11 protein-coding genes are annotated in these 12,538 nt (G+C 71.1%); 7 read left to right on the forward strand and 4 right to left on the reverse strand.

What is annotated here, in order from left to right; all coding sequences use genetic code 11:
• Positions 1–27 precede the first annotated feature (27 nt).
• Entirely contained in the window at positions 28–615 is a 588-nt protein-coding gene (gene lepB / locus IFT51_RS05150) for a signal peptidase I (RefSeq protein WP_192059875.1), read from the forward strand.
• A 19-nt stretch (positions 616–634) separates the two neighbouring features.
• Here lepB and IFT51_RS05155 read toward each other — a convergent pair whose 3' ends face one another.
• The 4 genes from IFT51_RS05155 to IFT51_RS05170 all read right to left on the reverse strand — a co-directional run bounded on the left by IFT51_RS05155 (position 635) and on the right by IFT51_RS05170 (position 4,931).
• Positions 635–2,329: a long-chain-fatty-acid--CoA ligase gene (locus tag IFT51_RS05155; protein WP_192059877.1), complete on the reverse strand. Its 1,695-nt coding sequence runs from the start codon at positions 2,327–2,329 to the stop codon at positions 635–637.
• Positions 2,330–2,389: 60 nt separating this feature from the next.
• A complete protein-coding gene (locus IFT51_RS05160) occupies positions 2,390–2,947 on the reverse strand; it encodes a TIGR03086 family metal-binding protein (protein ID WP_192059879.1) in 558 nt (185 codons plus the stop codon).
• Positions 2,948–3,197: 250 nt separating this feature from the next.
• The gene (locus IFT51_RS05165) at positions 3,198–3,749 is read right to left on the reverse strand and encodes a YceI family protein (RefSeq protein ID WP_192059881.1); all 552 of its coding nucleotides are present in this window, start codon (positions 3,747–3,749) and stop codon (positions 3,198–3,200) included.
• A gap of 177 nt (positions 3,750–3,926) precedes the next feature.
• Positions 3,927–4,931: an aldo/keto reductase family protein gene (locus IFT51_RS05170; protein ID WP_192059883.1), complete on the reverse strand. Its 1,005-nt coding sequence runs from the start codon at positions 4,929–4,931 to the stop codon at positions 3,927–3,929.
• A 285-nt stretch (positions 4,932–5,216) separates the two neighbouring features.
• On the opposite strand from IFT51_RS05170, the gene IFT51_RS05175 reads away from it, so the two are divergent.
• The 6 genes from IFT51_RS05175 (at position 5,217) to IFT51_RS05200 (ending at position 12,480) form a co-directional block, all read left to right on the forward strand.
• Complete coding sequence (locus tag IFT51_RS05175; protein WP_371740686.1) at positions 5,217–6,731, forward strand: glycosyltransferase; 1,515 nt, start codon at positions 5,217–5,219, stop codon at positions 6,729–6,731.
• Positions 6,728–8,722 carry a glycosyltransferase family 39 protein gene (locus IFT51_RS05180; protein ID WP_192059885.1) on the forward strand — a complete coding sequence of 665 codons (1,995 nt, stop codon included), beginning with the start codon at positions 6,728–6,730 and terminating at the stop codon, positions 8,720–8,722. Before IFT51_RS05175 ends, IFT51_RS05180 begins: the two co-directional genes overlap by 4 nt.
• Before the next feature lie 94 nt (positions 8,723–8,816).
• A complete protein-coding gene (locus IFT51_RS05185; protein ID WP_192059887.1) occupies positions 8,817–9,674 on the forward strand; it encodes a DUF4397 domain-containing protein in 858 nt (285 codons plus the stop codon).
• 103 nt (positions 9,675–9,777) lie between these two features.
• On the forward strand, positions 9,778–10,947 hold the full coding sequence (locus IFT51_RS05190) for a glycosyl hydrolase family 8 (protein ID WP_192059889.1): 1,170 nt from the start codon (positions 9,778–9,780) through the stop codon (positions 10,945–10,947).
• Position 10,948: 1 nt separating this feature from the next.
• Entirely contained in the window at positions 10,949–11,620 is a 672-nt protein-coding gene (locus IFT51_RS05195; protein WP_192059892.1) for a class F sortase, read from the forward strand.
• A 53-nt stretch (positions 11,621–11,673) separates the two neighbouring features.
• Complete coding sequence (locus IFT51_RS05200) at positions 11,674–12,480, forward strand: polyprenol monophosphomannose synthase (protein ID WP_192059893.1); 807 nt, start codon at positions 11,674–11,676, stop codon at positions 12,478–12,480.
• The last annotated feature ends 58 nt before the right edge of the window (positions 12,481–12,538 follow it).

A 12,538-nucleotide genomic window follows, 5' to 3' on the forward strand; every position in this document is an offset into this window, starting at 1 on the left:
CCAGCAGGCGACTGAGAGGATGTCGTCGTGACCGACACCGCGCCTCCTCGTCCCCATCGACCGTTCCGCCTCCTGCGCGACGTCGTCGTGATCGTGCTGATCGCCCTGCTCGTCTCGTGGGGCGTCCGCACGTATCTGGTGCGGTCGTTCTACATCCCGTCCGCGTCGATGGAGAACACGCTGATGATCGGCGACCGGCTGGTCGTCAACGTGCTCGCCTCGAACGCGATGCCGCTGCACCACGGCGACATCGTCGTCTTCGAGGATCCGGGCGGCTGGCTGCCGGGGGAGCCGGGTCAGGACCTCGTCAAGCGCGTCATCGGTCTGCCGGGCGACACCGTCTCGTGCTGCGACGCCGAGGGGCGCGTGCTCGTCAACGGCGAGCCGATCGACGAGCCGTACATCACGGTGCCCTCGGGCGACCCGGCGTCGCTGACGCCCTTCGACGTCACCGTGCCCGAGGGGGCGCTGTGGGTCCTCGGCGACAACCGCGAGGACTCCGCCGACTCGCGGGCGCACCAGAGCGGGCCCTACGCGGGGTTCGTCCCGGAGGAGAACGTCGTCGGCCGGGCCTTCGTGGTGTTCTGGCCGTTCGACCGGGCCCGCTGGCTCTAGTCGTGCCGGGACGTCCCGTCTAGCCCGCGGCGATGAGGCTGTCGCGGACCTGCCGACGCAGCACCTTGCCGATCAGCGACTTGGGCAGCTCGTCGACCACGACGACCCGGCGCGGCACCTTGTAGGCGGCAAGGCGCCCGCGGCAGTGATCGCGCACGGCGGCCTCGTCGAGGGTCGCGCCCGCGGCCAGGACCACGGCCGCGACGACGTCCTCGCCGCCCTCGGCGCGCGGGACCCCCACCACGGCGGCCTCGGCGATGCCGTCGGCACCGAGCACGGCCTCCTCCACCTCGGACGGGGCGACGTTGAAGCCGCCCGTGACGATGAGCTCCTTGATGCGGTCGACGATGGTCACGTAGCCGTCGGCGCTCATGCTGACGATGTCGCCGGTGCGGAACCAGCCGCCCTCGAGGAACGCCTCGGCGGTCTCGTCGGGCCGGTTCCAGTAGCCGCGGAACACCTGCGGACCACGCAGCAGCAGTTCGCCCGCTGCCCCGGGAGGCACGGGTCGGGTCGGATCGGGGGAGTCCCGGTCGACGACGATCGCCTCCGTCGACGGGAACGGCACCCCGACGGTGCCGACGCGGCGGGTCGGGCCGATGGGGTTTCCGAGCGCGACGGGCGAGGTCTCGGTGAGACCGAAGCCCTCGACGAGCATGCCGCCCGTCACCCCCTCCCAGGCGGTCACGACGGAGGTCGGCAGATTCATGGCACCCGAGATGGCGAAGCGGGCCGACGACAGGTCGACGCGCTTCTCGCGGGCGCCGTCGGCGAGTCGCTGATAGATCGGCGGCACCGCCGGCAGGAATGTCGGCGGGTGCTTCTTCGCCGCCTTGAGCACGAGGTCGACGTCGAACTTCGGGAACAGCACCAGCCGCGCGCCGAGACTCATCGCGAAGGTGAGGCACAGCGTCAGCCCGTAGGCGTGGAAGAACGGCAGCACGCCGTAGACCGTCTCGGCGCCCTCGACCAGCCCCGGCACCCACGCGCGCCCCTGCTCGGCGTTGCTGCGGAGGTTGCGGTGCGTGAGGATCGCGCCCTTCGGCGACCCGGTCGTGCCGCTGGTGTACTGCAGCAGGGCGACGTCGTCGACCTCGGGCCGGGGGTGCTTCTTCTTGATCGGGCGGTTCGACAGCAGGTCGTCGAACGTCGAGTCGCCCGTCGCGCCGTCCGTCAGCGCCGCCCGCGACGACCTGGCGGCGGGCACCGGCAGCTTGAGCGCCAACCGGGTGCCGAGCGGCATGCCCTTGGTCACGTCGACCGACACGATGGTCGTCAGGCCGAGGTCGGAGGGCAGGGCGCGGAGGCGGTCGACCAGCTTGTCCCATGCGACCGCCACGGTCGCGCCGTGGTCCTCGAAGAGGTGGCGCAGCTCGCGGTCGGTGTAGAGCGGGTTGTGCTCGACGACGACGGCGCCGAGGCGCAGCACGGCGTAGAACGCGACCACGTGCTGCGGGCTGTTGGGGACGATCAGGGCGACGCGGTCTCCTCGACGCACGCCGAGCCTCCTGAGCCCCTCGGCCGCGCGCGCGATCTGGTCGCCCAGATCGCGGTACGACGTCTCGCGCCCGAAGAACTCGAGGGCCGGACGCGTGCGGTGCGCGGCCACGGCGTCGTCGATCAGGTCGACGAGGCTGCCCGTGACGGGCTCGATGTCGGCGGGGACGTCAGGAGCGTAGCTGTGCAGCCACGGGCGGTCGATCGGATCGGTCATGCCCCGAGCTTGCCAGGGTCGGGTGATGAACCCCCGGGAGGCGCGAATGCGTCGGGCGTGTCAGCGGGCGTCGCGGCCCGTCAACGCGAGCAGGCGGATGCGGAGCGGGGCGTCGTCGCCGACCGGCACGGGCGACGCGAACAGCCCCGAGGCCTCGAGAGCGTCCTTCTGCGGCTCGAAGACGCCCCAGACGGCCTCGACCAGGGCGTCGTCCAGCTCTTCGTCGGCGCCGACCGCACGAGCGAGATCCCAGCTGTGGATGGTGACGTCGGCGACCTGCTCGGCCAGGTACTCGTGCACGGGGACGACGTCGGCGCTCAGTCGGACCTCGGCGTGCGGATCGGCGTCGCGCCAGGCCGCCGTCGCGGCGTTCGACCAGCGGTGCCAGGCCTCGACGAGGTCGTCGCCGAGCGGCTCGATGGAGTTCTCGGCCTCGGCGGGGTCGCCGCCCTCGAGCAGGAGGGGCACCCACTGCTGCTCGCGGGTCACGTGCCGGACGAGGTCGCGGACCTTCCACTCGGTGTCGGGAGTGGGGGCGTCCCAGTCGGCCACGGCCTCGACCCGGCGGGCGAACTCGTCGTGCGCGGTCTTCTGCAGGGTGATCCAGTCGACGGTCATGGGAGTCCTCTCGGGTGGTGCGGGGCTGACTGCCAGGGCCAACCGTACGGGGCCGCGCATTGTTCCGCGGGTCGGTGCGGCGGGTTCCCGTCATCGGGGGCGGGTCAGCGCTGACCCGCCGCGGATGACGGGAACCCGCCGAAGCCCCGGAGGCGCGGGTCGCGGGCCCGCCGGAGCCGAGGAGGCGCGGGTCGCGCACGAAGGGCCCGCATCCGACAGGCGGATGCGGGCCCTCGAGAGGTGCTGCTGCTTACGCGGGGAGCACGAACTGGATCTCGAGCGTGACGGTCACGTCGTTGCCGAGCGTGAAGCCGCCGGCCTCGAGGGCCGCGTTCCAGGTGACGCCGAAGGCGGTGCGGTCGATCTTGGTGGTCGCCGAGAAGCCGAGCTTCGTCTGGCCGTAGCCGTCGACGACGAGGCCGCCGAACTCGCTCTTCAGGGTGACGGGCTTGGTGACGCCACGGAGGGTCAGGTCGCCGTGCACGAGGAACTCGTCGCCGCTCTTCTCCTCGATGCTGTTCGAGACGAAGGTCATCTTGGGGTGCTCTTCGGCCAGGAAGAAGTCGCCGGTCTGCAGGTGACCGTCGCGGTCCTTCTGGTTCGTGTTGACCGACGCGACGTCGATCGAGGCCGTGACCTTGCTCGCGGTGTGGTCCTCGGCGGTGACGAGGGTCGCGTCGAACGACTCGAAGCTGCCCTTGACCTTGCTGATGGCGAGGTGACGGACGCTGAAGGAGACCTCGCTGTGCGTGGGGTCGAGGTTCCAGGTGCCGGCGGGGATCGTCTCGGTGGTGATTGCCATGGTGTTCTCCTGTTGGTCTGGGTGACTGATGTGACGGTGTCCGGTGATGTGACGATGTCTAGTGGTGCGATGACGTCTGGGGTTTCGGTGACGTGTCACCGAAGGTCGGTACGAGTATATGCAAGTGCATCCACCCCTGACGAATTCCCGTGACGCCGGATTTCTCCGCGCCGGGTCTCAGGCGGGTCGCTCGTCGGGCGAGACGGTCTTCGACGGGTCGGTCTCGGCCAGGTCGCCGAGCGCCTCGTCGATCGCGGTCATGACCTCGGCGGGCAGCTTCACGCCCGCGGCCTTGACGTTGTCGCCGACCTGCTCGGGTCGCGAGGCGCCGATGATGGCCGACGCGACGTTGTCGTTCTGCAGCACCCAGGCGATGGCGAGCTGGGCCATCGAGAGGCCCAGATCGGCGGCGATCGGCTCGAGCTTCGCGACTCCGGTGAGCACCTCGTCGGTGAGGAACCTCTTGATCGAGCTCGCGCCTCCCTTGTCGTCCGTGGCGCGGCTGCCGGCGGGCAGCTCGGCGCCCGGCTTGTACTTGCCGGTGAGCACGCCCTGCGCGACCGGCGACCAGACGATCTGGCCGAGACCGTGCTGCTTGCTGGTGGGCACGACCTCCTGCTCGATGACGCGCCAGAGCATCGAGTACTGCGGCTGGTTCGAGATGAGCTGCACGCCGTACTTGACGGCCAGCTCGTGCCCGGCACGGATCTGGTCCGCGTTCCACTCGCTGACCCCGATGTAGAGCGCCTTGCCCTGGCGGACGACGTCGGCGAACGCCTGCATGGTCTCTTCGAGCGGGGTGTCGGCGTCGTAGCGGTGCGCCTGGTAGAGGTCGACGTAGTCGGTGCCGAGACGACGGAGCGACCCGTCGATCGACTCGAGGATGTGCTTGCGGCTCAGCCCGACGTCGTTGTGACCTCGGGGCCCGGTCGGCCAGTACACCTTCGTGAAGATCTCGAGCGACTCGCGACGCTCGCCCTTGAGCGCGTCGCCGAGGACCTGCTCCGCCGCCGTGTTCGCGTACGCGTCGGCGGTGTCGAAGGTCGAGATGCCGGCGTCGAGCGCGGCACGGACGCACTGGGCGGCGACGTCGTTCTCGACCTGCGAGGCGTGGGTCAGCCAGTTGCCGTACGTGATCTCGGAGATCTTGAGGCCGCTGTTTCCTAGGTATCTGAAGTCCATGTCGTCAAACTACGCGCCTCGGGTGGCCGACGGGCTGCCCCCCGACCGGGGGACGTTAACGGGAGATGACGGGAAGCTGGCAATTCCCCGGCAGCCGGGGGATCCGACCAAACCGATTTTCGAGCACCCCCCGAACCGGTGCCATACCCGAGGTGAGAACCCTCGGACGAGGGGCGCCGCCGACTGCCGCCCCGGCGCCGACCCCGAATCGCGCGACCTGCTGAGCATCACGCTGCTCGACGACACCCACGACCAACCCGACCTCTTTTGACAGGAGAGTGACCCGTGTCGACTGACCCGACGCACAATGCCGACCTGCTGGCAGCCGGTGAGCCCGCCCCGCTGCTGACCCCGCAGGCGCCGGCCTCGCCCGAGACGTTCGTCCCCAACCGAGGAGGCGCGGCGACGGCCGGCGAAGGACTCGCCGGCTTCCAGCTCCCCGACTGGTCCGCCCTCGAGTGGATCGGCTACTCGTCGCTCGTCGTCATCTCGCTGCTGCTCACCGCGGTGGCCGTCTCGACGCTCTGGTGGATGCTGCACGCGTGGCGCTCGAAGGACAACCTCGAGGGCAGCCAGTTCAGCGAGGACCCTCTCGACGCCGCTCACTCCTTCACCTTGCTGGTGCCGGGTCGGCACGAGGAGGAGGTCATGGGCCAGACCCTCGACCGACTCGCCCTGCAGGACCACCCGGACTTCGAGATCATCGCGATCGTCGGTCACGACGATCCCGGCACCGAGCGCGTCGCCCGCGAGGCCGCCGCGCGCCACCCCGAGCTGATCCGCGTGATCGTCGACTCGAGCGTGCCGAAGAACAAGCCGAAGGCCCTCAACCTCGCGCTGCAGTCGTCGCGGGGCGAGATCGTCGGAGTGTTCGACGCCGAGGACGAGGTCCACCCGCGCCTCCTGACGCTCGTCGACTCGCGTTTCACCGAGACCGACGCCGATGTGGTGCAGGGCGGCGTGCAGCTGATGAACTTCCAGAGCAGCTGGTGGAGTCTCCGCAACGTGCTCGAGTACTACTTCTGGTTCCGGTCGCGTCTGCACTTCCACGCCAAGGAGAAGTTCATCCCCCTCGGCGGCAACACGGTCTTCGTGCGCAAGGAGTGGCTCGACTGGTCGGAGGGCTGGGACGCCGAGTGCCTCGCCGAGGACTGCGAGCTCGGGGTCCGACTCTCGAGCGCCGGTGCGAAGGTCGTCGTGGCCTACAGCCCCGAGGTCGTCACCCGCGAGGAGACCCCCGGCACCTTCGTGTCTCTGCTCAAGCAGCGCACCCGCTGGAACCAGGGCTTCATGCAGGTCTACGGCAAGGGCGAATGGAAGAAGCTCCCCCGACTCCGTCAGCGTCTGATGGCCCGCTACCTGCTCACCATGCCCTTCATCCAGGCGGCCACCGGGCTGATGATCCCGATCTCGATCGCGCTGATCCTCACGGTCAAGGTCCCGACGGCGATCGCGCTGGTCTCGTTCATCCCCCTGGCGCCGACACTCGTGCTGCTGGCCGTCGAGTTCACGGGTCTCCGCGAATTCGGTCGCACCTACGGGCAGAAGGTCCGGGCGCGCGACTACTTCCGACTCGTCTGGGGTCTGCTGCCTTACCAGATCTTCCTGGCCCTGGCCGCCGTCCGGTCCGTCTGGCGACAGGTCCGAAAGCTGAACGCCTGGGAGAAGACGGAGCACACGGGCGCCCACCGACCTGCCGCCGTGCCCGCCCCGCTCGGGCACGCCGCCCCGACCCCGACGACCGACGCGGCCGGCCGCTCGACCGACGACCTCGCCCTGACCGGAGGTGGTGACCGATGACCAGCATCCTCGACCGACCAGCCGACACGACCGTCGCACCGGACGCACCGATCCGGCCGCGTCCGGCCGAAGCGGATCGCGCCCCCCGGGTGTCGTGGCTCCGACGTCACGGCGCCTCCCTGCTCTGGCTCCTGCCCGTCCTCGCCGTCGCCGCCGTCGTGCAGAGCCTCAACATGGCCGGCTCGCCGCAGCGGATCGACGACGAGGGCACCTACGTCGCCCAGGCCTGGGCCGTGCAGAACCTCGGCGAACTCGCCCATTACACCTACTGGTACGACCACCCGCCCGTGGGCTGGCTGCAGATCTCGGCGTACACGGCCCTGACCGGCGCGTTCTCGCGCTACAGCATCGCCGTCCTGGCGGGCCGCGAGGCCATGGTGTTCTTCACCGTCGTCGCGGTCGCCCTGCTCTGGGCGCTGGCCCGCAGGATCGGGCTGAGCCGCGTGGCCGCCTCGGTCGCCGCCCTCGTGTTCGCCGTCTCCCCCCTCGCCGTGCAGTTCCACCGCACCGTGTACCTCGACAACGTCGCGACCCCGTGGCTCCTCGCCGCCTTCCTGTTCGCCCTGAGCAGGCGGCACCAGCTGGCCGGCTACGCGGCGGCCTCCGCGTCGTTCGGCATCGCCGTCCTGTCGAAGGAGACGTACCTGCTGGCCCTGCCGTTCCTGGCCTGGGTCATGATCCGGGGAGCCGACCGCTCGACGCGTCGGTACACACTGTCCATCGCCTCGGCGCTGCTCGTGCTGATCGGCCTCTCGTACATCGCGCTCGCCGGGGTCAAGGGCGAGCTGCTGCCGGGCGCCGGGCGCGTCAGTCTGCTCGAGGGGATCACGTTCCAGCTCGGCACCCGCGAGTCGAGCGGCTCGATCCTCGACACGGGCAGCCTCTTCTTCGCCACCGTGTCGCAGTGGTGGCAGCTCGACATGGTCGTGATCGTGCTGGGCGCGGCGGCCTCGGTCGTCGGCGTCTTCCTGACGAGGGTCCGGCCGATCGCCGTGATGATGGTCTTCCTCATCGCGTTCATGTTCCGCCCGGGCGGCTATCTGCCCGTCCCCTACGTGATCATGATGCTGCCGTTCGCGGCGCTGCTGATCGCGGCGGTCTCTGACTCGGCCGTGCGCTCGCTCCGCGCCCGACGCGAGAGCCGGCTCGGCACGGCGGCCGGCCGCTCCGGCGCCGTCGTCTGGGTCGCCGTGACCGCGGTGGCGGCCGTCGCCATCGTGCCGCTCTGGACGACCCAGCTCCGCGGGTTCTTCCTCGCGGACCTCGACGCCCCGATGCGCGACGCGCAGGGATGGATCTCGGACAACGTGCCGAAGGACAGCCGACTGCTCGTGGACGACGCGATGTGGGTCGATCTCGTCGACGACGGATTCGCTCGGGACAACGTCATCTGGTTCTACAAGCTGGACACCGACGGCGCCGTCCGGGCGCAGTCGCCGAACGGCTGGCGCGACAGCGACTTCATCGTCACGACCGAGTCCGTCCGCACCTCGGGCGGCTCCTCCGAGGGCATCCGTCAGGCCCTCGACAACTCGACAGTCGTCGCGTCGTTCGGCAGCGGCGACCAGGAGGTCGACGTGCGTCGCATCGACACCGACGGGGCCGCCCAGGCCGCGACCGACGCCGACGCCGACGCCGCGGCCCGATCGCAGGTCGGTCGCGAACTCGCCCAGAACCCGTCGCTGCAGGTGTCCGACGTGTTCCGCCAGACGCTCACCGACGGCCGGGTCGACCCGAGGGCGATGATCGTCCTGGGTCAGCTCGCCGCGACCGGTCCGATCGACGTCGCCGACCCCGGTGCGCTGCCGGGCGAGTCGGAGGGGCTCTTCCGCCAGCTGGAGATCAGCCCCGCCGACGGTCGGTCGGTCGACGATCTGGCCGCCGTCGTCGACGGACTCGGATCGACCTACGCGCCCGTCGGTGCCGACCCGACCGATGACGGCCTGATCGCCACCTGGTCCGCCCTCCCACCGAGCGGCCTGCTCGGCTGAGCCGCACGGCGGCGCGTGGTCGATCCGACGCGCGCCGCCCCTCCTCCCGCCGGCTCCTCCTCGAGCCGGATCCCGACCGGAAAGGAACCACCTCATGGCACCCGCCATCAGCACCATCCGAACCCCCGCCTCCTCCCGCCGCCGACTCACCGCCGCTCTCGCCCTGGGCGTCGCCGCGACCGCCGCCGTGGCCGCCTCGGTGGTGGGCGTCTCGCCCGCCCAGGCCGCCGAGGGCGACGGCTGGGTCCGCGTCGGCCACCTGTCGCCCGACACCAAGTCGGTCGACGTCACCCTCACCTCGATCAAGGGCGGTCAGGTCGTCATGGACCTCGACGACGTCACCTACGGTCAGGTCAGCCCCTACGAGGCGCTGCCCGCGGGCACGTACGTCGTCTCGATGACCGCCGCCGACGCACCGGCCGCCGAACCGGTGATCAGCACCAACGTCACCGTCGAGAGCGGGCAGCCGATCACCGCGCTGGCGTACGGCGAGAACGACGACCTCCGGACCGAGGTCTTCACGGACGACCTCACCGCCCCCGCGCCCGGCGAGGCGAAGCTCCGCCTCGTGCAGGCGGCGAACGTCACCGACACCGTCGACGTGGCGACCAGCACCGGCACCACGATCGCCAGCGACGCCCCCTTCGGCAGCGCCAGCGGGTACGCCAGCGTCGACGCCGGCCCGTGGACGCTCGACCTGACGGGCGACGACGTCGAGGGTTCGGCCGACGTCGACCTCGCCGCAGGCAGCGTCAACACGCTGTTCGTGCTCGACAACTCGACGGGTGGACTGACCGTCGTACCCGTCGTCGACAGCGCGTCGACCGCCGAGACCCCGCAAGGGGGCGTGCAGACCGGAGGCGGCTACCTCGCCGAGCACCCCGCCGACGAGGCCTCCAGCGAGACGCGGGGCTTCTGGGCGTCCGTGCTCGGCTTCCTCCGCATCGGCTGACGCCGCGGCGGAGCGTATGGACGGACGAGGAGGCGCGGCTCGGCGCCGCCGGGCACCGCGCCTCCTCGACCGGCACGACGATGACTGCACAGTGAGGAACGACATGACGAAGAAGACGAGACTGCTGCTCGCAGCGGCGGTCGTGGTGGCAGTGACCGTCACGGCCGGGATCGCCTCATTCGTCGTCGGCCCGTTCGGCGGTTCGCCGGACGAGGCGGGCGGACGGACGGGCGCGACCAGCGACCCCGGCATCACCCCCACCTCGGCACCCGAGCGGACGCCCGACCAGATCGGAGAGGCGTTCCTCGACGACTGGGTCGACTCCGACGGGCGCGTCGTCCGCCGCGACCAGGGCGACGACACCGTCAGCGAAGGCCAGGCGTACGGTCTCCTCGTGGCGGTCGGCGTCGACGACGAGAAGGCCTTCGACACCATCTGGGAGTGGACCACCGACAACCTCGTGCGCGACGACGGTCTGCTCGCCTGGCAGTGGGCGGACGGCGCCGTGGTCGACGACGGCCCGGCGAGCGACGCCGACGTGGACGCCGCTCGGGCGCTCGTGCTCGCCGGCGACGCCTTCGACCGCCCCGATCTGACCGCGGCGGGCGTCGAGCTCGGCGGCGTCGTGCTCGACACGATGACCGCGTCGACCGACGTCGGGCGGATCCTCCTCCCCGGGTTGTGGGCTCAGGGCGATGCGCCGTGGTCGTACAACCCCTCGTACGCCTCGCCCGCGACCTTCCAGGAGCTCGGCGCCGCCAGCGGCGACCCGCGCTGGGACGAGCTCGCGGCCGGCTCGCGCGCCGTGACGACGGAGATCCTCGACTCGACCGCGCTGCCCAGCAACTGGGCGCAGGTCGCACAGGACGGCACGGTCGTGCCCCTGCCGAGCGCCGACGGATCGAGCGGCACCGTCGAGTACGGCTACGACGCCGCCCGCCTGCCCCTGCGGTACGCCGAGTCGTGCGACCCGGCCGATGTGGCCCTCGCCGCGCGTCTGGCGCCGGTGCTCCAGCGCTACGACGAGCTGCCCATGCAGCTCGACCTGGGGGGCCAGTCGACCGGAGCCGACAAGAGCCCGTTGGCCTACGCGGCCCGGGCGGCCGCCGAGGCCGCAGCCGGCGACCGGCAGGCGGCGGCCGACGACCTGCGTCGCGCCGACGAGGTCGCCACCTCGACCCCCACCTACTACGGCACGGCCTGGTCGGCGCTCGCAGCCCTGCAGCTCGACGGCACGTCGATCGGTCCGTGCTCGCCTCTGGAGGAGGACTGACATGAACCCCACCACCTGGCTCCGCGAGCACACGAAGGCCGCCGTCGCGATCGGCGTCGCCGTCGCGCTGGCCGTCGGGGGCGTGACCGTCGCGGCGGTCGCGGCGCAGCCCGACGGCGCATCGTCGACATCGACCGGCACCGAGGAGGCGCGGGGCGGCTCGACCCCGTCCGTCTCGACCGAGGGGTTCCAGGACCCGGCGGCCCAGACGTACACCGCGCCTCCTGCGGGCGCCGAGCCCGTTCGGGTGCGGATCCCGTCGATCGGCGTGGACTCGGGGCTCGAGGATCTCGGCCTCGGGGCCGCCGGCGAACTGGACGCTCCCGAGGCGTGGATGTCGGCCGGCTGGTACGAGGACGGCGTCGTGCCCGGGGGAGTAGGCCCCGCGATCATCGCCGGTCACGTCGACTCGTCGACCGGGCCCGCGGTGTTCGTCGATCTGCCCGAGCTCGAGCCCGGCGACGAGGTGCTCGTGACCCTGTCGACCGGTGAGGTCCACACCTTCTCGGTGACCGGCAGCGAGACGGCTCCGAAGGCGAACTTCCCGACCTCGGACGTCTACGGGAGCACGCCCACCCCGACACTGCGGCTGATCACCTGCGACGGACGATTCGACTCGTCGACCGGGCACTACGAGGACAACCTGATCGTCTTCGCCGACCTGGTCTCGTGACCGGCTCGAACCCATCCGAACCCGACCCGACCCGAACGGGAGTAGACCCCACCATGAACGACGCGCTCGTGATCATCCCCACCTACGACGAGAAGGACAACCTCGACTGGATCGTCGGCCGCACGCTCGACTCCGGCGCCGCGGTGGACATCCTGGTCGTCGACGACGGCTCGCCCGACGGCACCGGCGAGCTGGCCGACGCCTACGCCGCCCGCGACTCCCGTGTGCATGTGCTGCACCGCACCGAGAAGGCCGGCCTCGGCGCCGCCTACCTCGCCGGCTTCGCCTGGGGTCTCGAACGCGGCTACGACGCCCTCGTCGAGATGGACGCCGACGGCTCGCATCACCCCGAGCACCTCCCCGGCATGCTCGAGCTGCTGCGCGACAACGACCTCGTGCTCGGCTCGCGCTGGGTGCCCGGCGGCCGCGTCGAGAACTGGCCGATGCGCCGCGAGCTGCTCAGCCGCGGCGGCAGCTGGTACACCCGGGGCGCCCTCGGCATCCGCGTCGCCGACACGACCGGAGGGTTCCGGGTGTTCCGCTCGTCGGCTCTGCGCCGCATCGACCTCGACGAGGTGGAGTCGCGCGGCTACTGCTTCCAGGTCGACCTGCTCTGGCGTGCCCTGCAGGCCGGTCTCCGGGTCGTCGAGACGCCGATCACGTTCACCGAACGCGTCCACGGCGCCTCGAAGATGAGCGGCTCGATCGTCAGGGAGTCCCTGACCAAGGTGACCCTGTGGGGTCTCCGTCGCCGGTCGCTCGCGCTCGTCGAGCTGATCGTGCGGCACCGCCGCCTGCCGAGCGTCCGTGCGACGTCGCACCGCGTCGGACCCTCGAGCGGCGGCGTGTCCACGCGCTAGCGACCGACCGTGGACGGTGCACGCGCGCCCGGGCCGGTCGGGCCCCGGCGCGCGTCAT

Origin of the sequence: Frigoribacterium sp. CFBP 13712 (assembly GCF_014842255.1) — a bacterium.
Taxonomy (GTDB): domain Bacteria; phylum Actinomycetota; class Actinomycetes; order Actinomycetales; family Microbacteriaceae; genus Frigoribacterium.